Raw genomic sequence first — 22,537 nt, 5'->3', positions numbered from 1 at the left:
AACGTTTAAATTTATTTCATGACATTTGATATTCAATCTAAAGATCAAAACTCTAAGGCTCGAACAGGCGTTATTACTACCGATCACGGAAAAATTAGCACTCCAATTTTTATGCCCGTCGGAACCATTGCCACTGTAAAATCGGTTCACCAAAGAGAATTGCTCAACGACATCAAAGCTGACATCATTCTTGGCAATACTTATCATCTTTATTTAAGACCAGAAACCGATATTTTGCAAAAAGCAGGTGGCTTGCATAAATTTATGAATTGGCCTAAAAATATATTGACAGATAGTGGTGGTTATCAGGTCTATTCACTCTCTGAACGCCGAAAAATTACCGAAGAAGGAGTAAAATTCAAATCACATATCGATGGTTCAATGCATTGGTTTTCACCTGAAAATGTTATGGATACACAACGCTTAATCGGAGCTGACATTATGATGGCTTTTGACGAATGTCCACCTTATCCAACTGATTATCAATATGCCAAACGCTCTATGCATATGACACATCGTTGGTTAGAAAGGTGTATAAAAAGATTTGATGAAACCGAAGATCTATATAGTCATCAACAGCATTTATTTCCTATATTACAAGGAAGCACCTACAAAGATTTAAGACAAGAATCTGCAAAATACATCGTCGCTAAAGATATGCCAGGCAATGCAATTGGCGGATTGTCTGTGGGTGAACCCAATGAAAAAATGTATGAAATAACTGATATGGTTACTGACATATTACCAAAAGAAAAACCACGATATCTTATGGGTGTTGGCACGCCAATTGATTTGCTTGAAAACATTGCTCTTGGTATAGATATGTTTGATTGTGTTATGCCTACACGAAACGCTAGAAACGGAATGATTTTTACAAGTGAAGGAAGTATCAATATCAAAAATTTAAAGTGGAGAGACGATTTTTCTCCCCTTGATAAAGACGGTACAACTTGGGTTGACCACGAATACAGCAAAGCTTATGTCAGACATTTATTTACAGTAAATGAGCTTTTGGCTAAACAAATTTGCAGTATTCACAATTTAGGCTTTTATTTGAAGTTAGTTAGACAAGCGACTCAACATATTGAAGCAGGAAGTTTTATTTCTTGGAAGACTAAAATGATAGATCAATTGCAAAATAGATTATAGTGAAAATTTTAGATTGGTATATATTAAAACGCTATTTGATAAGCTTTGTGATTATGCTTATCATGTTTGTGCCAATTGGCATTATTATTAATCTTTCAGAAAAAATAGATAATCTCAAACAACGCAATGCACCATTAGATGAGATTTTATATTTTTATGTCAACTTTGTGATTCATTTTGCCAATTTATTATTTCCCATACTTCTCTTTTTGTCGGTAATTTGGTTTACGTCAAAATTGGCAAACAATTCTGAAATTATAGCATTTTTGAGTTCTGGCGTTTCTTTTATGCGGTTTTTAAGACCCTATTTTGTTGGAGCGACTATAGTCTTTTTCATTGCATTAAGTTTTAGTATGTATATTTATCCTAATTCAAGTGAAGATTATAACACATTTTATTATAAATATTTTTCTAATGATAATTCTATAAGAGACACCAAAAATATCTATCGTCAAATTAATGACAACGAATATATTTATGCTTCAAGTTATAGTCCACAAAATCAAACGGCTTATAACTTTACCTTAGAGCATTTTGAAGGTGAACGTATGACTTTTAAAATAACGACCAATCAAATCAAGTTTAATAAAGATTCTTTAAATTACACTTTAAAACCTTACATTAAAAGAACAATAACAGAACGCGAAGACTATATCACAAAAAAAGCATCATTTGATACCATTTTACCTTTTGAGCTTGATGAACTAACACCAACCGTTTATGCCGCAGAAACCAAAAACTACTTTGAGCTATTAGATTTTATTGAAGAAGAAAAACAACGTGGTTCACCTTATATAAAACTGTATATGATTGATTTATATAGGCGTTGGAGTGTTCCTGTCTCAACATTTATTCTTACCATAATTGCTGTAGCAGTATCATCTATCAAAAAACGTGGCGGAATGGGAATCAATTTAGCCATAGGGATTGTCGTTGCATTTTCATATGTATTCTTGGATAAAGTTTTTGGTGTGTTTGCAGAAAAATCAAGTTTTCCTCCAGTTATAGCCGTTTGGGCATCTAATGTCATCTTTGCTATTTTAGCCATAATTTTACTACAAAAAGCAAAACGTTAGTTTTTTAGTTTTGACGCTTTTAATTTAAAACTTGTCTTTATATTTGTTTAAAATTAGTTATGGAATTTAACCCAAAACAAGATAAAATAGCAGTCGTTGTAAAATCGTTTACGCTCAAGCGTAAGTCTGAATTCTTTTTGGAGAGATTCAGTGAACCTTATATTGTTTCAATGGCTATTGATGAGCACGGTGCTTATGAGACCTCAATAGATTTTAATATTTTGTCCTTTCCTAATGTCAAAAAAGGAGACACAGTAAGCTTTGATGGTCAAGGACATTTGATCTATGGACCAAAAAATCCTGGGCAATTTTTAGCCTATTCTGTTTTGTTTATGGAAAGTGATAAAGATGTCAGAGATTTTGGACAGCTTATGGAAGATATCTTAAAATCAGAAGCTATTAATCTTGGTGCTAAAGCCTTATTAAAAGCAGCTCCAACTTATTCAACCGCCATAAATCTACTGCAAAATTTGACAGAGTTAATTGCCAAACAACTTCAAAAAAACAAAGATGATGAGCTGTTTAGAAGAAACGGAACGCTTTTAAGAGATGTTAAACCGCCTTATGATATTTTGAGAAGTTACGATAGTGAAAACGATTTTATAAAAACCAAAACTTCTGTCATACCACTTGATGTTTCTAATAAATTAGGCTCACAAACTAAAGCTTTACAACTATAAAAATAATTTTTTAAATGGAATATTTAGATTTTGAATTACCTATAAAAGAACTCCAAGAAAAATATGACCAAGCTTGCAAAATTGGTGTAGATAGCGATGTTGATGTTTCTGATACTTGCAAACAAATAGAGAAAAAACTCAACCAAACTAAAAAAGATATTTACAAAAATCTTAATGCTTGGCAAAGAGTGCAACTCTCAAGACATCCTAATCGCCCTTATACTTTAGATTATATCAATAATATCTGTAAAGAGTCTTTTTTAGAATTGCACGGCGATAGAAATTTTGGTGACGACAAAGCTATGATTGGAGGCTTAGGAAAAATTAAAGACCAAAGTTTTATGTTTATAGGTCAACAAAAAGGCTATAATACCAAAACAAGACAATATCGAAATTTTGGAATGGCTAACCCAGAAGGCTATAGAAAAGCTTTGAGATTAATGAAAAAAGCAGAAAAATTCAGCATCCCTGTGGTATGTTTTGTTGATACACCTGGTGCATTTCCTGGTCTTGAAGCTGAAGAGCGTGGTCAAGGTGAAGCTATTGCCAGAAACATTTACGAAATGACACAACTTCAAGTTCCTATAATTGTGATTATTATTGGCGAAGGAGCCAGTGGTGGTGCTTTAGGCATCGGTGTTGGCGATCGGGTGCTTATGCTTGAAAACACTTGGTATTCTGTGATTTCTCCAGAATCTTGCTCTTCTATCTTATGGCGAAGTTGGGAATACAAAGAAACCGCCGCAGAAGCTTTAAAACTGACTGCAAACGATATGAAATCGCTGAAACTGATTGACAAAATAGTTAAAGAACCTATTGGTGGTGCTCATAGCGATAAAGAAAATACCTTTAAAATTGTCAGTAAAACTATTTTAGAAACATTTGAAGAACTTAAAAACTTATCACCAGAAGAATTGGTTGAAAAACGCATTGAAAAATACGTTGGAATGGGTGAATTTAAAGAACGCTAATTCTTTATTCTTCACAACCAATTATTTAATGGTTTTTGAGTTTGAACAAATCAGGTTATCAACAATTTTTAATGATTTATCAACAGGCTATTGTTGATGAAATGTTGATGACGAATTTCACTTAAATATGGATTGGTCTTAACAATTTGTTTACATTCGCCATATGGAAAACCAAAAGTCATTTAGCAATAAAAATACAAAGAAAGGCAATGTCATCAGTTTACAAAAAGGCAAAATACCGCCACAAGCTGTTGATTTAGAAGAAGTTGTATTAGGTGCGATGTTGATTGACAAAAAAGGTGTTGATGAAGTTATTGATATTTTAAAACCTGAAGCCTTTTATAAAGAAAGTCACCAGCACATTTTTTCTGCCATCAAAACTTTGTTTGAAGAAGGTCAACCTATTGACTTATTAACGGTTTCCAGCCATCTAAAGAAAGATAAAAAACTTGAATCTATAGGCGGTGATTTTTACCTGATTCAGTTGACCCAAAAAGTATCATCTTCCGCCCATATTGAATACCATTCTCGCATTGTTCTTCAAAAATTTATTCAGCGTAGTTTAATTCAGATTTCAAATGAAATTATAGAAGAAGCTTATGACGAATCTACTGATGTATTTGATTTATTAGATAATGCCGAATCTAAACTTTATGAAGTAACCCAAGGCAATATCAACAAGTCTTCTGAAACCGCCCAAAGTCTTGTTATTCAAGCAAAAAAACGCATTGAAGAAATCGCCAATCAAAAAGGATTAAGTGGCATTCCTTCAGGTTTTGATGAATTAGATGAGCTCACTTCTGGTTGGCAACCCAGTGATTTAATTATTGTTGCGACTCGTCCTGGTATGGGTAAAACAGCCTTGACGCTTTCTATGGCAAGAAATATTACCGTAGAGCAAAATATTCCTGTGGCTTTTTTCTCTCTTGAAATGTCTGCTGTGCAATTGATAACACGATTAATTTCATCAGAAACGCAACTTTCTTCAGAAAAATTAAGAACTGGAAAGCTTGAAAAATACGAATGGGAACAGCTCAATGTCAAAGTCAAAGCCTTAGAAAAAGCACCGCTTTTTATTGACGACACACCATCTCTTTCTATATTTGACTTGCGGGCTAAAGCGAGGCGATTATCTTCTCAACATGGAATCCAGCTTATTGTTGTTGATTATTTACAACTGATGACCAGCGGTTCGAGCAATAAAGCAGGAAATCGTGAACAAGAAATTTCAAGCATTTCAAGAAATTTAAAAGCTTTAGCCAAAGAACTCAATGTACCTGTCATAGCTCTTTCGCAATTATCTCGTGCAGTAGAAACCCGAGGCGGTACCAAAAGACCTTTGCTTAGTGATTTGAGAGAATCTGGTGCTATTGAACAAGATGCCGATATTGTTTCATTTATCTACAGACCTGAATATTACGGTATAGAAGAATGGGACGACGAAATCGCATCACCAACAAAAAATGAAGCTGAATTTATTGTAGCTAAACATCGTAACGGCGGTTTAGATAATATAAAACTCAAGTTTATAGGAAAATTTGGTCGATTTGAAAACATCAATATGGAAACCATAACAGAGGTCAATTCTAAGATTAATGATGATGATGATTTTCCCAAACCTTCACAATTTGATAATTTTGACAATCCTGAAGACGATTTTCCTTATTAGCTATACTTTTAGACACACTTAAGAGAATTTTACTAGTATATTAAGACCATTGCTTTAAAATTCCATTAAATTTGTTTTAAACATGTCATTAATGTCTATAAAAAAAATAGGTTTAATTCTCATTTTCACTTTAATCAGCTTAAATGTGAAAGCATCTTTTGTGCTCATTCCTATGGATGCAGAATCTCAAGACAATCATCTCAAGGCTTACGGCATCACTTATTGGGTTTTAAGCAATGGTCAAAAAGCACAATGGTTGCTCAACTACAGAGGTGGCTCTTTTTTGATACCCGACTCTGAACGACTTCGAAAAGAATGTAGCATTCGCGGTGTGAGTTATGAAGTGATTAGTAATGCAGAAGCAGAAACGATTTTAGCTAAAATTGATAGTCCAAGTCAAAATCAAGAATCGGTATTGTTAGAAAAAGCACCAAAAATTGCAGTTTACACGCCAAGTGGCAAAAAACCATGGGATGATGCCGTGACCTTAGTTTTAACTTATGCAGAAATTCCTTATCAAACGGTTTATGATAAGGAAGTTTTAGATGATGAACTTTTGCTTTATGATTGGCTACATTTGCATCACGAAGATTTTACTGGGCAATACGGTAAATTTTACAGAGCATATCGTGCGGCACCTTGGTATATTGAAGAAAAGAAAGAAGCCGAAGAATTAGCTAAATCTTTAGGTTATGATAAAGTTTCTCAAGAAAAATTAGCGGTAGCCAAAAAAATTAGAGATTATGTCATTGGTGGCGGATTTATGTTTGCCATGTGCAGTGCTACAGATAGTTTTGATATAGCCCTATCAGCTGAAGGCGTAGATATATGCGAATCTATGTTTGATGGCGACCCAAGTGAGCCAGGATATCAAAATAAAATTGACTATCAAAAAACCTTTGCTTTTAAAAATTATACCTTAGAAAAAAACCCCATGGTTTATGAGTTTTCAAGTATTGATATGACGAGAAAACGACGTGTACCAAAAGAACAAGACTATTTTACTCTGATGGATTTTTCAGCCAAATGGGATCCTATACCAACGATGCTCTGCCAAAACCATACCGCTATTGTGAAAGGTTTTATGGGGCAAACCACAGCTTTTGATGCTTCACAAGTTAAATCAAATGTGTTGGTTTTAGGCGAAACCAAACTCAACGGAGAAGCCAAATATATTCACGGGATTAAAGGCAAAGGCTTTTTTACATTCTACGGAGGTCACGATCCTGAAGACTACCAACACCGCGTTGGCGACCCTAAGACAGAATTAGAATTGCATCCAAATTCTCCTGGTTACAGATTAATTTTAAATAATATTTTATTTCCAGTCGCTGAGAAAAAGAAGCATAAAACTTAGTCAAAAAGTTTCTTCTTTCGCAATTCAAAATTCTGACCAAGATAGACTTTTCTGACCATTTCATCTTCAGCCAATTCTTCGGGTTTACCGTGTTTTAAGATGCCTCCTTGAAACATCAAATAAGTTCTATCAGTAATGGCAAGAGTTTCTTGAACATTGTGGTCAGTAATTAAAATCCCGATATTGCGATGTTTAAGTTGAGCCACAATTTTTTGAATATCTTCAACTGCAATAGGGTCAACACCAGCAAAGGGTTCGTCGAGTAAGATAAAATTTGGGTCTGTTGCCAATGCTCGAGCAATTTCTGTTCGTCGTCGTTCTCCACCAGACAATAAGTCGCCACGGTTTTTTCTGATGTGCGTTAAGCCAAACTCTTCAAGGAGTTTTTCAGTTTTTTCGTTGCGTTCTTTTTTGTTGAGTTTTTTTAATTCTAAGACACTTTTAATATTGTCTTCTACGCTGAGTTTTCTAAACACAGAAGCTTCTTGGGCTAAATAGCCAATACCGTTTTGAGCTCTTTTATACATAGGAAATTTGGTGATATTTTGACCTTCAAGAAATATTTGACCGCTATTGGGTTTTATGATACCAACTATCATATAAAACGTCGTGGTTTTTCCTGCTCCATTAGGTCCGAGTAAACCAACAATTTCACCTTGATTAACTTCAAGAGACACTTCCTTTACAACGCGTTTGCCACTGTAGGTTTTAATAAGTTTTTCTGCACGAAGTTTTATTGTTTTAGATTCTGTCATCAATTGGAAATTTTATCTTGCTTTACAAATATAAATAATTCAACAACAGCAATAAGAATCATCATATAGGCGATTAACTCAACACTTTCTTCCGAAGCACGTTCTACACTGTACAAATAATTATTTCCCATAATGCTGTCCCAATTAGATGGTTTACCATAAAGTCGAGTAAAAACATGAAGATTAGCAAGCGAAATCAACAGTATTCCAAAACCAAGAGTGTTGCTGAGTGATTTCATTTGATTTGCAAAAGATTTAAAATTTTTAATAAGAATAATCAGCATAATCACACCTAATATCACAACAAAAGGAAACCAACCTAAACTTGGAAATTGAGCATCAAACCAAGCGTCAAATTCACGAATTAAATGCAAGCTTATAAACAAACTTAAAACAGCCATAAAAACTTTATATTTTGAAGTATAAGCTAAGGATATAAAGCCAATTAAAACAGTGATGAACAATATACTTTCCTGAGCAAATTCAATGGCATTCGATTCGTTGGATTGCCCTATTGAAAAATCTGCTTCAATAGGTAGTGTGCACAAAAAAAATAATGCGGCATACGCCACCAGTCTGATAAAAGCTTTGATTAATGATTTCATAATTTATTGATTTTGATATTTTTCTTCAATGGCTTCCCAAAATTCGTGAGCTCTTCTTAGATGAGGAATAACAATTGTTCCGCCAACCAAGGTACTGATGCTTAGAGCTTCCATTACTTGGCTACGACTCCAACCTGATTTGTAGGAAGATTCTAAATGATATTTTACGCAGTCGTCACATCTCAACACTAATGAGGCGACTAATCCTAAGAGTTCTTTAGTTTTTTTGTCTAAACTTCCTTCAGCAAATGAATTTGTATCTAAATTAAAAATTCGTTTGATGACTTTGTTATTCTCTTTGATGAGCTTGTTATTCATTTTTGCCCTATAGGCTTCAAATTCGTCAACTTTATCTATCATTTTATCTCTTTTTTAAGTTCTTTTTTATAAATAAATTTTGTAATTATAATACTAATTTCATACAAAACTACAACAGGTATAGAGACAATAAATTGACTAGCAATGTCTGGTGGCGTAATGATAGCTGAAACTATTAATATAAGTACCAAAGCATATTTTCTATTTGTTTTTAAAAAATCGGGGGTTACCAAGCCCCATTTGGCTAAAAAATAAATAATTATAGGTAGTTCAAACATAAGTCCCGAAGCTAAAGCCGATGTTTTTACTAATCCGATATAACTATCTAAATCAAAGTCGTTAAAAACTTCTGAACTTACTTGATAACTTCCTAAAAAGCGAATAGATAAAGGAGAAATGACATAATAACCAAATAAAACCCCTAAGAAAAACAAAAACGAAGTAATAAATATAAACCATTTGGCACTTTGCTTTTCTTTGGTGTATAGACCTGGAGAAATGAAAGACCAAAGTTGATAAATAATATAAGGAAATGCCACAATAAAACCCGCCGTTATTGATGTCCACATATGTGCACTAAATTGTGCCGCTACTTTTCTACTTTGTATTCTAAAAGGTAATTCTTCAAAACAAAAACTTTGGTCTAAGGCTATTTTTTTTGAGAGGTTGCACAAAATTTCATAAGTAGGAAAAGTAGAATGTTTAGGTCCTAATAAAATAACATCAAAAATAAAACCTTTAAACATAAAAGCAACAATAGCACAAATCACAACTGCTAATAATGCTCTTATGATATGCCATCTTAAGTCTTCAAGATGGTCTAAAAAAGACATCTCATTTTTATTTATTGATTTTGCCATTAAATAATGCCTTCTTTAATTAAATTGTGTAAATGTACAATGCCTTTATATTCACCGTTTTGTTCTGCAATAAGTTGTGTGATATTGTTGTTTTCTAAAACCTCAAGAGCATCTATAGCCATTGCATCATTTTTAATTGTTTTAGGGTTTTGACTCATAATATCTTCAGCTTTCAAGTGTTTTATATCATCATGATCAGCAAGCATACGCCTTAAATCTCCATCAGTAATAATGCCAACGATTTTTCCTTTATCCAATACAGGCGTTACACCAAGCATATTTTTAGAAATTTCAATGATTACATCTTTCATCAGCGTATCAGGTTGTACTTGTGGTTTTAGATTATCTTCTGTAATATCGCTCACTCTGAGATATAAAGCTTTACCCAAAGCACCACCAGGATGATATTTTGCAAAATCTTTTTTTGAGAAACCTTTAAGCATAACTAAAGTTACCGCTAAAGCATCACCCATCACCAATTGAGCAGTTGTGCTTGTAGTCGGTGCTAAATTGTTGGGGCAAGCTTCTTGTTTTACAGGAGTGAGTAGAGTATAATCAGAATGTTGTGCTAGATAAGAATTTGAATTTCCAGTTAAGCCTATTAATTTATTTTTAAAATTTTTAATTAAAGGAACAAGCACTTTTATCTCTGGCGTGTTACCACTTTTTGAAATGCAAATCACAATATCATTTTTTAAAATAGTCCCTAAGTCACCGTGAATAGCATCAGCAAGATGCATAAAAACAGCGGGCGTGCCAGTTGAGTTCATTGTAGCAACAATCTTTTGTGCAATGATGGCACTCTTGCCAATACCAGTAATAACAACACGTCCTTTAGATTTTATTATAAGCTTGACAACTTCTTCAAAGTCCTTATCAATATAATGGTTTAAGTTATCAATAGCTTCTGCCTGCATTTTGATGCTGTCGGTTGCGAAATTTTTTATTTGAGAAAAATCCATAATTTTATAATTGACTTGCAGACTTTAAAATATTGCGTATATTTAGGTTTGCAAATGTAAGTAAAACAAAAATAAATTGGAGTCAAAAGAATTACATCAACAATTAAAAAAAATATTTGGTTTTTCAGAATTTAAAGGTCTTCAAGAAGGCGTTATAAAAAGCATACTAAACAATCAAAACACATTTGTTATTATGCCTACAGGTGGTGGCAAATCTCTGTGCTATCAATTGCCAGCACTAATCTCTGAAGGCACAGCTATAGTGATATCACCGTTGATAGCCTTGATGAAAAATCAAGTCGATACTTTGAGAAGTCTTTCTGAAAACGAAAGCGTTGCTCATGTATTAAATTCATCTTTGAATAAAACACAAATCCGGCAAGTCAAACAAGATATTTCTGATGGACATACTAAATTGCTATATGTCGCACCTGAGTCTTTAACCAAAGATGAATATGTCGATTTTTTGAAAACTCAAAAAATTTCATTCTTAGCAATTGATGAAGCTCATTGTATTTCGGAATGGGGTCATGATTTTAGACCAGAATACAGAAATATCAAGAAAATATTAAATCGTATTGGTGATGATATAACGATCATAGGTTTAACGGCAACTGCAACACCAAAAGTTCAAGAAGATATTCTTAAAAACTTAAGAATGACAGATGCCAATGTGTTTAAAGCATCGTTTAATAGACCAAATCTATATTATGAAATCAGACACAAAACCGCAAATGTCGATAGCGATATCATTAAATTTGTCAAACAAAATGAAGGTAAAAGTGGAATAATATATTGTTTAAGCCGAAAACGTGTCAGTCAATTGGCTCAAACTTTGCAAGTCAATGGCGTGAAAGCTGTACCTTATCATGCTGGACTTGACGCCAAAACACGATCTAAACACCAAGATATGTTTCTAATGGAAGACATTGATGTGGTTGTTGCCACTATTGCGTTTGGTATGGGTATTGATAAGCCTGATGTGCGTTTTGTGATTCACAACGATATTCCTAAAAGTATAGAAAGTTATTATCAAGAAACGGGTCGTGCTGGTCGTGATGGCGGCGAAGGTCATTGTTTAGCATACTACAGTTATAAAGACATTGAAAAGCTTGAAAAATTTATGAGCAATAAGCCTTTAGCCGAGCAAGAAATAGGCTATGCTTTACTTCAAGATGTCGTTGCTTTTGCAGAATCACCCATATCTAGGCGTAAGTTTATTTTGCACTATTTTGGAGAAGAATTTGATAATGAAACAGGTGAAGGCGGTGATATGGATGATAATGTAAGATATCCTAAAAAAACGATTGAAGCTAAAGACGAAGTTGCCTTGTTAATTAAAACCGTCAAAGAAACAGGACAGCTTTATAAAATGAAAGAATTAGTGAATATACTATCAGGCGAATCAAACGCTCTCATTAAATCTCACAAAACTGATGAAACTGATATATTTGGTCAAGGGAAAGACAAATCAAAAGAATTTTGGAAAGCATTGATTAGGCAAGTGCTTGTTAATGGCTACTTACATAAAGAAATTGAAAGTTACGGCGTTATCAAATTAACAGAAAAAGGCGAAGCATTCTTAAAGCAACCAGAGTCATTTATGATGGCTGAAGACCACGATTATTCTGATGACAAATCTGCAGTAAATACCAACATTAGTGGTGGAAGTGACCCAAAATTGCTCAAAATGCTCAAAGATTTACGAAAAAAAGTAGCTAAGCAAAAAGATGTTCCACCATTTGTGATTTTTCAAGATCCATCTTTAGAGGACATGGCTTTAAAATATCCTATCAATCTGGAAGAACTGAGTTATATACATGGTGTAGGTGAAAGTAAAGCCAGAAAATTTGGACGAAAATTTATAGACTTAATCCAAAGATATGTTGAAGATAATGACATTATAAGACCCGATGATTTGGTGGTTAAATCTACTGGAGCCAATAGTGCAAACAAACTTTATATCATTCAAAATGTAGATCGCAAACTACCATTAGTCGATATTGCAAGTTCAAAAGGTATGGAAATGAATGAGTTGATTAAAGAGATGGAAGCCATTGTCTATAGCGGTACTAAACTTAACATATCTTACTGGATTGATGAAATACTTGATGAAGATCAACAAGAAGAAATCCATGAATATTTCTTAGAAGCCGAAACCGATAGTATTAATGATGCTATTGAAGAATTTGATGGTGAATATGAAGAAGATGAAATGAGATTATACAGAATTAAATTTATAAGTGAGGTTGCTAATTAAAACTATAAAACCAACTCTGTAATCACTAAAAACATTAAAATTCTATATTATACCATTTTGAATGAAATAATATTCGATATCATATCTATAACATCTTTAATAACTATTGTTTTAAATTTGATATAAAAATTATGCCTGACAAAAAACCAGATCAAGTTGTTTATAATGAAGAAAAAGATAAATACGATGCTGGTTTATTACCTTATGCCACCAATGCCTCAGCTCCAAAAATCACATCAAATGATTTGACAGGTTGGAAAAAAACCAATATTCATAAAGCTAACCATCAAATCAAAACGAAATATGACAAACTCAAATCGGCTTATGAAGATTTGATGCAACAATATGAATACAATAAGCTAATTTACAACGCAGAGTTCAGTTTTGAACCTATTGTAGGTCAAGTTTATCATCTTTATGTCAAAGACAATAATCAAAGTTTTTTATCTATCATCCAACCCGACGAATGTTCGTTTAAACATAAAGGAAGCTTTAAACTCAACGACGATAAAGTCTGGGAACGGGTTGATAATTGATTTTTTAAAAAAAAATTATTTCATCGTTTCTAAAATCTTAACCACATCATCTTCGGTAGTGTCAGGATTGATAAAACAAAACCTTGAAACAGTTTGGCTTTGTGCATTGATTGTCCATTTAGTTGGTGTTACGAGTGCAAAGCCTTTTTTTTGATTGGTATAAGTCCAGTTTTTATAATCTTCGTCTGACCAATTTTTTCGTTCAAACAAGACACAAGACAAACCTGGTGGTCTTACCAAATTGACATGAGACATATCATCAATGGTTTTGGTCGCAAATTGAGCCAACTCTAAACCTCTTTCGATAGTCGCTTGATATCGTTTTGTGCCATGAGTGGCTAATGAAAACCAAAGTGGCAAACCACGAAGTCTTCGCGTCAACTGAATTTGATAGTCAGCAGGATTAAAACCTTGAGCGCCTTCATCTTTAAAAATATCAAGATAGGCACCTTTTTGAGAATGTGCATTTTTAGCGTGTTCTAAGTTTTTATAAATTACAGCTCCACAATCATAAGGTGAAAACAACCACTTATGAGGATCAATAGTGATACTGTCTGCTTTTTCTATCCCATTAAACAAATGACGAACAGACGATGCCGCCAAAGCTCCACCACCATATGCCGCATCGACGTGAAACCATAAATTTTCTTTTTCGCAAACCTCTGCAATGGTATCGAGTTCATCTATAATTCCTGCATTGGTTGTACCTCCAGTTGCAATAACTGCAAATAAACGTTTGCGATCTATTTGACTTAAACTCTTAATTTTTTTATTTAACAAATCACCTGAAAGTCTGCCGTCTTCATCGTCATCAACTATGATGATATCAGCGTCTATAACATTAGCCATAGATTTAATGGAAGAATGTGCTCCTGATGATGTAATCAGCAGTGCTTTATAAGCTTTGTTATTCTCGTTTAAACTTCTCCAATATTCTCGAGCGACAATCATAGCAGATAGATTAGCAAAGATACCACCACTTGTAAAAACGCCAAAAGATGTATCGGGCAAACCTGTAAGTGAAACTAACCATTTCATAGCTTGATTTTCGCAATAAATACCGCCTGCACCAGTCATCCAATATGCACCATGGATGCTTGAAGCCGAGGTGACCAAATCAAATAAAATAGCGGCCCGAGTTGGTGCTGCTGGCACAAAAGCCAAATGCCTTGGATGATCGACTGGAACTGTAGCTTTGACCAAAATATCTTTAAACAATTGAAAAGCTTTTTCTCCACCAATACCATCTTCGGTAATGGTCTTACCGACAAGTTTGTCGAGCAGTTCTTCTTTTTTGGGTGAGCCTAATTCGGGATTGGTATTTGATATTCTATTAACGGCATATTTCATGATATCAAGCGTCATTTCAACTAAATCGATATCTACCGCATGCATACTTTTCATTATAGATTATTTTAGAATTGCAAATTTAGCCATACTTCTAAGAAAAAGGATGTTAGATTAAGATTTACTTTACCTATGAAAGTTATAATTTGATAAAAAGAGAAAGACTTTATCATAATGACAAAGTCTTTTCGCCTAATCCGTTATTTCTAAAAGTTAATTGCTAATTGCAATAACCTGAATTACTGATCAATAGAGCCGAGAACTCGTTTTGAAAAGGCGTTGGTCAGATCTTTTTCAGACATTCCACTTTGAACAAGTTTGTCCATTTCAATAGCACCAGCAATATTGGTAATCAACTCGCCTACAACATCCATTTCTTCTTCTTTAACAGAACGGTGTTCTGTAAACGATTCTAAGACATCCATAGTATGCTGGAGTTTTTCAACAGAGTTGTTTTTCTGTAAATGTTTAATTATTGGTAACTTCATTGACTAAGTCTTTTAAAGATTCAAATTTATTGGTCTGCACTTGATTGACAAATTTACCATGCTTAAATGTTGCAAATGTTGGTAAATTATTGACATTAGCAAGCTTTCTTGATTCTGGAAATTTTTCAGCATCAACTAAAATGAATGGAATGTCTTCATTTTCTGAGGCTAATTTTTTAAATTTCGGCTTCATCAATCTGCAGTTTCCACACCAAGTTGCAGCGTATTGAACAACAACAGTTTCATTGTCATTTAATTCTTCTGCAAGATTATCTTGTTCTAATTCTTTATACATAATTTTTTGATTTTTTAAAAATACAAGTCAGAAACTGAATCCTGACTTGTATTCAGATTTACTAAAATTCTTAGTTTTTAGATAAGTATGAAGCCGTACCTTCTCTACTGGGCTTCATAGCTTCTTTACCTTCTTCCCAGTTGGCTGGGCAAACTTCTCCGTGTTTTTGAACGTGTGTATAAGCATCAATCATTCTTAAAAATTCTGATACGTTACGTCCAAGTGGCATGTGGTTCACGCCTTCGTGAAAAACGGTGCCTTCTTCATCAATAAGGTATGTTGCTCTGTATGCAACATTGTCGCCATCTACAGTAACATCGCCTGTTTCTTCGTCATAACGCTCATTGGTGATATCCAAAATACCTAAACGGTCGCTTAAATTTCTGTTAGAATCAGCAAGAATAGGATAAGACACGCCTTCTATTCCGCTGTCATCTTTTGAGGTGTTTAGCCAAGCAAAATGAACTTCAGCTGTGTCACATGATGCACCGATTACGATAGTGTTTCTTTTTTCAAATTCTGGCAATGCTTCTTGAAAAGCATGTAATTCTGTAGGACATACATAAGTAAAGTCCTTTGGATACCAAAATAAGACTACTTTTTTGTTGTTTTTAACGGCTTCTTCAAGCACATTAATTTCAATAGTGTCGCCAAGATCATTCATGGCTTTTACTTTTAAATCTGGAAATTTTTTTCCTACGATTGACATAATTATTAGGTTTTTAAGGTTAATATTCTGATACAAAAATAAGCGATTAACTCAGCTTATTTGTAAAATTCAAGTTGTCTTTTTTTATATTGTTATAAACAAAAACTATCATTTAATTTTATTATAATAGATTTAAGCTATTTTTAAAATTCAGGAATTAAGAAATGATAAATTTATTACTGAGTTATTTATAATAATACTGACTTCATTCCCTTAAACTAAACGATAAAACCTGATCATTTTTAGACACTGGATTTAGCTCTTAAATAGGTTTCTGGTGTCAAAACTGCTAATTTACTTTTCTTAAAGTCTCTTATATTTCTGGTTAAAATGATATTTATTTTTTCATTTTGAATGGCAGAAAAATTTTGCACAGCATCTTCAAAATCCTTAAATTCTGAATTTAAAGCATTTAAAACTACTTCTTTACCCATTTCTGTGATTTCAATGATGTTTAAAAGTTGTTTGATTTTTTCTATAATCAACTGATGTTTTGCTGTTTTACTTAATAAATAATAGACGTTGCATATGATGACTGGAGTTGTAAATCCATTTATTTGTTTTTCTTCGCATCGATTAAAAACTTCAACAGCATGTTCGGCAAAAGGTTCGCGATCAAAAAATAAATCTAAAATGACATCGGTATCGATTAATACGTTATCCATTATAAATATTTTTTTTCTAATCGGTTTCTGAGTTCTTTTTTATAATCCATATTTTTAGGTATCTTAAAAGAGCCCTTTAAAGATTTTACAACTGGGTTTATTTTTTTTGGTTCTTTTATTTTTTCTTTAGTTAAAATTTTCAAATAATTTTCAATAATATTGGATAAGCTTCTGTTTTTATCTTTGGCGTATTTTTTAGCCTTTTGTATGGTTTCTTGCTCTATTGTCAAAGTGAGTTTTGTATTCATTTTTTGAGTATTTAAGTTTTTTAATAAAACAAAGATAAAAATTTACTCTATTACACGTGTGATAATTTTTATAATAATACGTTTTATGTTAAATTATGCTTCAAACTATGGTTAAAATCATCAATAATATCTTCTACATTTTCAATACCACAAGACAGTCTTAAGACTTGGTTATTAATGCCTTGTGCTTGTCTTTCTTCGTCTGACAGCAAGCTATGAGAGGTTTTGGCAGGTGATAAAATTGTGGTTTCAACACCGCCAAGGCTTAAAACATCTTTCACGAGTTTAAGTTCTTTTAAAAATGCAGTGGTTGAAATTTCTTTGATAAGCTTAAAAGATAACATTCCGCCAAATCCTGACATTTGAGATTGAGCTAAATCAAATTGAGAATGCGTTTCTAAACCTGGATAAAACACCTGCTCTATCCAATCACGATGATATAGAAAGTTGGCTAATTCAGTCGCATTTTTGTTTTGTCGCTGAATCCTTAAGTTTAAAGTTTTCATACTGCGCTCAAGTAGCCATGTAGTTTGGTCTGAAAGGCTTCCGCCAAAGTTCTGTGCTTTGTGCAAAATCGGTTCAATCAAAGTCTTTGAGGTTGCCACAGCTCCAGCGGTAATATCACTATGACCACCGAGATATTTAGTTGCAGAATGCACAACGATATCAATTCCAAAATCAATTGGTGTTTGGTTAATAGGCGTAGCAAATGTATTATCTGCCATCGTTATCAAATTGTGTGCTTTTGCTATTTGAGCAATCTTTTTTAAATCAACCAACTCCATTAAAGGATTGGATGGAGTTTCAAGATAAATCAATTTTGTATTGGGTTGGATTAATGCTTCAACTGCTTTTTCATCATTCAAATCCACAAAATCATATTTCACACTATAATTTTCTAATTCTTTTTTGATAAAATTACGCGTGCCACCATAAATTTGATTTTGAACAATCACGTGATCTCCTGACTTTAAAACACTCAGCATCGCCGAACTAATCGTCGCCATTCCGCTGCCAAAAATCAAACCCAATTCCGCATGTTCAAGTCTCGCTATTTTTTTAGCTAAGTTAGCCTGATTTGGCGTGTTAAAATAACGTGGATAAGCTGAATCTTCTTGACCTTGATAAGCATAAGCTGTTGCTGGATAAATCGGCGAAATTGCACCTTTATAGGTTTGGTCTTCAACATCGCCTTCGTGAACACAAATAGTGTTTAAGCCTTGATTAGTTTTCATTTATCATTAGATTTATTTGTAGTAAATTTAGTGTGTTTTTAACTCAACAAAAAATGTCAACCTCATAATGATTTAAGATTAACAATAATTTATATCTTTAGCCTTATGAAAACACATTTTACGCATATTAAAAACCTACTTCAAATAAGAAAACCTAATGATAATTTGACTTCAGGTAAAGCTATGTCTTATTTGCCACAACTCGAAAATGCTTATCTGAGTATTGAAAATGAACACATCACTGATTATGGATTGATGTCTGAGTTTAAAGCTAACAAATCTGACAGATGCATCGATGTTTCAGGACAAATCATTCTTCCGACTTGGGTAGATTCTCATACGCATTTGGTTTATGCTGGCACCCGAGAAAGCGAATTTAAAGATCGCATTCAAGGTTTAAGTTATCAAGAAATTGCCAATAAAGGTGGTGGCATTCTCAATTCGGCAAACAAACTTCAAAACACATCAGAAGAAGATTTGTTTCAACAGGCTTTTGCACGTTTGCAAAACTTAATAAAGCTCGAACCAGGAGCCATTGAAATCAAAAGTGGTTATGGTTTAAAACACGATGCTGAAATCAAGATGCTGAAAGTGATTCAAAAGTTAAAACGCCACTCGCCTATTCCAATCAAGGTAACTTATCTTGCGGCTCACGCTTTGCCTTTAGAATTTAAAGACAATAAAACAGCTTATATAGATGGCATTATCCATAAAACACTACCAGAAGTCGCCAAGCAGAATTTAGCCGATTATGTAGATGTGTTTTGCGAAAAAGGCTATTTTGATTTAGTTGACACAGAAAGAATTCTCAAAGCGGCAAAAGAATTTGGACTCCAAGCCAAAATTCACGTCAATCAATTTAATGCTTTTGGCGTATGCAAAAAGCGGTAGAATTTGACGCTTTGAGCGTTGATCATTTAGAAGAATTAACCAAAGACGACATTAAAGCTCTACAAAACTCTCAAACTTTGCCAGTAGCCTTGCCAGGTTGTTCCTTTTTTCTCGGTATTCCTTACACGCCTGCGAGACAAATCATTGATAGTGATTTGCCTTTGGCTCTGGCTAGCGATTTTAATCCTGGAAGTGCACCGAGTGGCAATATGAATTTTGTAGTGGCTTTGGCTTGTATCAAAATGAATATGCTACCTGAAGAAGCCATCAATGCGACCACATTAAACGCGACAGCAACGGTAGAAATGTCTGCATCTTTAGGCAGTATTACTATCGGAAAAAAAGCCAATTTCATCATCACAAAACCCATCAACAGTTATAATTTTATACCTTATTCATTTGGAGAAAACCATATTGAACAAGTTTGGATTAACGGTCAAAAAATTTGATTATGAATAGATTAAGATATTTAGATAAATCGCAAATTGAAACATATGTCAAACCTCGTCACGGCGAAACCAAATTGGGTGAACATTTAGAACTTTTAGAAGACATCAATGATTTAGAAAACCAAACACAAGACTATGTTATTTTAGGCTTGCCTGAAGATATTGGGGTTAGAGCCAATCACGGTAAAGCTGGTGCATCAAAAACTTGGACTGCTTTTTTAGAATCGTTTTTAAACATTCAACACAATCGGTTTAATTCTGCTGAAAACGTCGTGATTTTAGGTCATTTGAATTTTGAAGACTTATTAGATCAAGCTGATCAATTAGATCCAAATCACAATGATTATCACGTGTTTTTAAGCGATTTAGTCGAGCAAATTGACGAGCAAGTTTACGAAGTAGTTAAACAAATTATATCTTTTGGAAAAACACCTATTGTTATTGGCGGAGGACACAACAACGCTTATGGAATCATTAAAGCCTGTTCGTATAATGAAGAAAATCCCATAAATGTATTAAATATTGATGCTCATACCGATTTGAGACATTGCAAACATCGGCATTCGGGTAATGGATTTTCGTATGCGATTCAGAATGGCTTTTTAGATAAATATTACATCTTTGGACTCCACAAAAATTACACACCCGAGTATATTTTTGAATATATTGATAAAAAACACCAAATTGATTATTGTTGTTTTGACCAACTCTTGCATCTCAATGAATTAGAAAAATTGTCAAAACTCAAAGCGGGTTGTAACTTTTTGATGAATAATTTTGGGTTAGAAATTGATTGTGATAGCATTCAAAATTTCAATTCAAGTGCAAAAACGCCAAGCGGATTTAGTATTGATGAAATCAGAAATATGATAAAAATGCTAAAAACTGATCCCTTAAAATATATCCACATTTGTGAGGCAATACCATCTTCAACAACTGGAAAAGCCTTGAGCTATTTTGTTTCAGATTTGATAAGAAATATTGACTAAATGTTTTTAAAATTCACTCTTAAATCCGCTAAGGATGATGCAAAATGACCATACAAGAAAAATCTTTAGAGGATTTAAAACCACAATTTGGTAAAACCCATATTATTATAAAGTTGTATTTCAGTCATCACTGGATAATGATCGGAATAATCGACTTTATAATTTTTAAAATTCAAAGAGTTTAAACTTTCGCTGATTAAAATCATATCTATTCTAAGTGGCAGAACTCCAAAATTGAAAGTCTTACCATAATATTAGCCAGATTCTAAAAAACTGTCTTTCAGCTTTAAATCTGTTAACTGTCTATATAAATAAGACAAAGCCGTATTATTCATATCTGCACAAAACACAACTGGATAAGGCGAATTAGCAATATCATCTTTGATTAGATCAAATTGATTCATTTGTTTTTCAAATACTTTTTCTAATCTTTTAATCAATTTTTCTTTGGGTTCCTCTTGTATCGTTTTGATATCAGGTTTTAGATTAAGCGACTGAAAATGCGTGCTAAAAACCCTAATGGTATCTTTTTTTACAAGTATGTCGGCATATACGGCAGAATTTCCTGAATTTTTAAAATCAAAATATTTGCGGTTGACAATTTTATGTTGACTAAAAATTGCCGATTGCAGTCCGTTTTTAGTCGAATCAAATGAACTAAACTTGAAATTTTCGAATTTGTGTTGATTTGTATTTTTAAACTCCTGAAAGCATAAAATACTAGGGTTTTCTTTACGGATAAAATCCTTAATTTGGTCATAAGTTGACAATCTAGCATCGTTTTTACTATAGAACTGCATCACATTATAGCTCATAACTTTCAAATGCTCATCATCAGCATATTTTTTTTGTGAAAACGCAAATAATTTTTGAAAGTGGAACCATCCTAAAACAATTACTAAAAATGATAATAAAAAGTATTTTTTAAGTTTGAGTAACCAGATCAACACAAAACAAAAATTGATAATCCATAACACAGGAATACTAAAATTCATAAGTGATAGAAGCGAAAATATCCTGTGTAGTAAACAAAACTTGTGAGATAAGATAAAGCAAGTAATATTGCAAAAACAATATTTATGATATACAATATTTTATAACCAAAACTCAGCTTTTTCATGCTTAAACTTTAGATATCATTACCTGCATTAAACAGAAAATCCTTTTCTTCTTTGGTCAGACTTTCGTAACCACTTTGACTGATTTTGTCTAAAATTTCATCAATGCGTTTTTGTTTGTCATCTTGATCTGCTTTAGAAGTTTTCTTATAGGTTTTGTTTTTGTAAACGGTCTTCATTGTTGTTTTTGACTTTCGCTTAGGTTTCGACCCAAAAAGTTGCTGAAAACCTGTAATTAAATTTTCTATCCATTTTCCAATATCGTTGCCGTTGTCTAATTGTTTGGTGTAAAAATAGCCTATAAAAGCCCCGCCAAGATGAGCGAGATGACCGCCAGGATTGTCAAACGGCATTTGAATAATGTCCATTAAAACAAAAAACGCTGCAATCCACCAGAGTTTGATATTTCCTATTAAAAAAAGCCTTACACTTAAATTAGGCACTTTTGTGGATATACCTATAAATACTGCCATCACGGTCGCTGAAGCTCCAATTAAATAAGACTTACCAATACCTGAAAAAGCTGGGAACAAATTATAGCTCAACATATAAATTAAAGCCCCAAAAATTGCCCCTAAAATATAATAGTTGAGCAACTTTTTACCTGAATAAAAAGTCAAAAACTGTTGTCCACCAAAGTATAGAATAATCATATTAAACAAGATATGTAAAAACCCAGCATGTAAAAACGCATAAGTCACAATAGACCATGGCTTAAAAACAAAATCCCCTAAATCTTTTGGAAAGACTAACCATTCTAAAAACAGGTTAGTTTCTATGCCCATCAAGAAAAACAAGGCTCTAAATACATAAGTCAACACAAACATAATGACATTTAGCCCAATAAGTTTTTCTAAGACGTTAGCCGTTTTGTATTTGTATATAATTTGTTCTTTTGTTGTCAT

23 protein-coding genes and 1 pseudogene are annotated in these 22,537 nt (G+C 33.2%); 10 read left to right on the top strand and 14 right to left on the bottom strand.

Going from position 1 to position 22,537, the window contains the following annotated elements; genetic code table 11:
• Positions 1-18: 18 nt before the first annotated feature.
• The 6 genes from tgt to IGB25_RS02855 all read left to right on the top strand — a co-directional run bounded on the left by tgt (position 19) and on the right by IGB25_RS02855 (position 6,902).
• The gene (tgt, locus tag IGB25_RS02880) at positions 19-1,149 is read left to right on the top strand and encodes a tRNA guanosine(34) transglycosylase Tgt (protein ID WP_211066085.1); all 1,131 of its coding nucleotides are present in this window, start codon (positions 19-21) and stop codon (positions 1,147-1,149) included.
• The gene (locus IGB25_RS02875; protein WP_211066084.1) at positions 1,149-2,225 is read left to right on the top strand and encodes an LptF/LptG family permease; all 1,077 of its coding nucleotides are present in this window, start codon (positions 1,149-1,151) and stop codon (positions 2,223-2,225) included. The genes tgt and IGB25_RS02875 overlap by 1 nt, the downstream gene beginning before the upstream one ends.
• 59 nt (positions 2,226-2,284) lie before the next feature.
• Positions 2,285-2,905, top strand: a complete 621-nt coding sequence (locus IGB25_RS02870) for a hypothetical protein (RefSeq protein ID WP_211066083.1) — start codon at positions 2,285-2,287, stop codon at positions 2,903-2,905.
• A 14-nt stretch (positions 2,906-2,919) separates the two neighbouring features.
• The gene (locus IGB25_RS02865) at positions 2,920-3,876 is read left to right on the top strand and encodes an acetyl-CoA carboxylase carboxyltransferase subunit alpha (protein ID WP_211066082.1); all 957 of its coding nucleotides are present in this window, start codon (positions 2,920-2,922) and stop codon (positions 3,874-3,876) included.
• A gap of 163 nt (positions 3,877-4,039) precedes the next feature.
• The gene (dnaB, locus tag IGB25_RS02860) at positions 4,040-5,545 is read left to right on the top strand and encodes a replicative DNA helicase (protein WP_211066081.1); all 1,506 of its coding nucleotides are present in this window, start codon (positions 4,040-4,042) and stop codon (positions 5,543-5,545) included.
• Between the two features lie 91 nt (positions 5,546-5,636).
• Positions 5,637-6,902 carry an asparagine synthetase B gene (locus IGB25_RS02855; RefSeq protein ID WP_211066080.1) on the top strand — a complete coding sequence of 422 codons (1,266 nt, stop codon included), beginning with the start codon at positions 5,637-5,639 and terminating at the stop codon, positions 6,900-6,902.
• Here the strand turns inward: IGB25_RS02855 and lptB are convergent.
• The 5 genes from lptB to IGB25_RS02830 are packed head-to-tail and all read right to left on the bottom strand — an operon-like array spanning position 6,899 to position 10,402.
• Positions 6,899-7,639 (bottom strand): LPS export ABC transporter ATP-binding protein, encoded by a 741-nt coding sequence (gene lptB / locus IGB25_RS02850; RefSeq protein ID WP_211066827.1) that lies wholly within the window; start codon positions 7,637-7,639, stop codon positions 6,899-6,901. The two genes, IGB25_RS02855 and lptB, sit on opposite strands and share 4 nt — an antisense overlap.
• A gap of 17 nt (positions 7,640-7,656) precedes the next feature.
• Positions 7,657-8,262: a hypothetical protein gene (locus IGB25_RS02845; protein WP_211066079.1), complete on the bottom strand. Its 606-nt coding sequence runs from the start codon at positions 8,260-8,262 to the stop codon at positions 7,657-7,659.
• Between the two features lie 3 nt (positions 8,263-8,265).
• Positions 8,266-8,622 carry a carboxymuconolactone decarboxylase family protein gene (locus IGB25_RS02840; RefSeq protein ID WP_211066078.1) on the bottom strand — a complete coding sequence of 119 codons (357 nt, stop codon included), beginning with the start codon at positions 8,620-8,622 and terminating at the stop codon, positions 8,266-8,268.
• The gene (gene tatC / locus IGB25_RS02835; RefSeq protein WP_211066077.1) at positions 8,619-9,440 is read right to left on the bottom strand and encodes a twin-arginine translocase subunit TatC; all 822 of its coding nucleotides are present in this window, start codon (positions 9,438-9,440) and stop codon (positions 8,619-8,621) included. The genes IGB25_RS02840 and tatC overlap by 4 nt, the downstream gene beginning before the upstream one ends.
• Complete coding sequence (locus IGB25_RS02830) at positions 9,440-10,402, bottom strand: SIS domain-containing protein (protein WP_211066076.1); 963 nt, start codon at positions 10,400-10,402, stop codon at positions 9,440-9,442. Before IGB25_RS02830 ends, tatC begins: the two co-directional genes overlap by 1 nt.
• Before the next feature lie 76 nt (positions 10,403-10,478).
• On the opposite strand from IGB25_RS02830, the gene recQ reads away from it, so the two are divergent.
• Both recQ and IGB25_RS02820 read left to right on the top strand, forming a co-directional pair.
• Positions 10,479-12,662 (top strand): DNA helicase RecQ, encoded by a 2,184-nt coding sequence (recQ, locus tag IGB25_RS02825; RefSeq protein WP_211066075.1) that lies wholly within the window; start codon positions 10,479-10,481, stop codon positions 12,660-12,662.
• Positions 12,663-12,793: 131 nt separating this feature from the next.
• Complete coding sequence (locus IGB25_RS02820) at positions 12,794-13,198, top strand: DUF2452 domain-containing protein (RefSeq protein WP_211066074.1); 405 nt, start codon at positions 12,794-12,796, stop codon at positions 13,196-13,198.
• A 15-nt stretch (positions 13,199-13,213) separates the two neighbouring features.
• On the opposite strand, the gene IGB25_RS02815 is transcribed toward IGB25_RS02820, so the two are convergent.
• The 7 genes from IGB25_RS02815 to IGB25_RS02785 all read right to left on the bottom strand — a co-directional run bounded on the left by IGB25_RS02815 (position 13,214) and on the right by IGB25_RS02785 (position 18,185).
• Positions 13,214-14,593: an aminotransferase class V-fold PLP-dependent enzyme gene (locus IGB25_RS02815; RefSeq protein WP_211066826.1), complete on the bottom strand. Its 1,380-nt coding sequence runs from the start codon at positions 14,591-14,593 to the stop codon at positions 13,214-13,216.
• A gap of 191 nt (positions 14,594-14,784) precedes the next feature.
• Positions 14,785-15,033: a hypothetical protein gene (locus IGB25_RS02810; protein ID WP_211066073.1), complete on the bottom strand. Its 249-nt coding sequence runs from the start codon at positions 15,031-15,033 to the stop codon at positions 14,785-14,787.
• Positions 15,014-15,328, bottom strand: coding sequence for a thioredoxin family protein (locus IGB25_RS02805; RefSeq protein ID WP_211066072.1), 315 nt, complete (start codon positions 15,326-15,328; stop codon positions 15,014-15,016). The genes IGB25_RS02810 and IGB25_RS02805 overlap by 20 nt, the downstream gene beginning before the upstream one ends.
• Positions 15,329-15,398: 70 nt before the next feature.
• Entirely contained in the window at positions 15,399-16,037 is a 639-nt protein-coding gene (locus tag IGB25_RS02800) for a peroxiredoxin (RefSeq protein WP_211066071.1), read from the bottom strand.
• A 242-nt stretch (positions 16,038-16,279) separates the two neighbouring features.
• Complete coding sequence (locus tag IGB25_RS02795; RefSeq protein ID WP_211066070.1) at positions 16,280-16,702, bottom strand: PIN domain-containing protein; 423 nt, start codon at positions 16,700-16,702, stop codon at positions 16,280-16,282.
• Positions 16,702-16,950, bottom strand: coding sequence for a DUF6364 family protein (locus IGB25_RS02790; RefSeq protein ID WP_211066069.1), 249 nt, complete (start codon positions 16,948-16,950; stop codon positions 16,702-16,704). The genes IGB25_RS02795 and IGB25_RS02790 overlap by 1 nt, the downstream gene beginning before the upstream one ends.
• An 83-nt stretch (positions 16,951-17,033) precedes the next feature.
• Positions 17,034-18,185, bottom strand: a complete 1,152-nt coding sequence (locus IGB25_RS02785; RefSeq protein ID WP_211066068.1) for a PLP-dependent aspartate aminotransferase family protein — start codon at positions 18,183-18,185, stop codon at positions 17,034-17,036.
• Between the two features lie 105 nt (positions 18,186-18,290).
• Between IGB25_RS02785 and hutI the strand changes: the two are divergent.
• Positions 18,291-19,525 (top strand): annotated as a pseudogene (hutI, locus tag IGB25_RS02780) (imidazolonepropionase).
• Positions 19,526-19,527: 2 nt separating this feature from the next.
• The gene (locus tag IGB25_RS02775; RefSeq protein ID WP_211066067.1) at positions 19,528-20,514 is read left to right on the top strand and encodes a formimidoylglutamase; all 987 of its coding nucleotides are present in this window, start codon (positions 19,528-19,530) and stop codon (positions 20,512-20,514) included.
• A 254-nt stretch (positions 20,515-20,768) separates the two neighbouring features.
• Here the strand turns inward: IGB25_RS02775 and IGB25_RS02770 are convergent, their stop codons facing one another.
• Both IGB25_RS02770 and IGB25_RS02765 read right to left on the bottom strand, forming a co-directional pair.
• Positions 20,769-21,509, bottom strand: coding sequence for an endonuclease/exonuclease/phosphatase family protein (locus IGB25_RS02770; RefSeq protein WP_211066066.1), 741 nt, complete (start codon positions 21,507-21,509; stop codon positions 20,769-20,771).
• 134 nt (positions 21,510-21,643) lie between these two features.
• Entirely contained in the window at positions 21,644-22,537 is an 894-nt protein-coding gene (locus IGB25_RS02765; protein WP_211066065.1) for a rhomboid family intramembrane serine protease, read from the bottom strand.

It is taken from the genome of Flavobacterium sp. CS20, from assembly GCF_018080005.1.
Classification (GTDB): Bacteria; Bacteroidota; Bacteroidia; order Flavobacteriales; family Flavobacteriaceae; genus Psychroflexus.
This window is presented reverse-complemented; position numbering and strand designations above follow the sequence as displayed.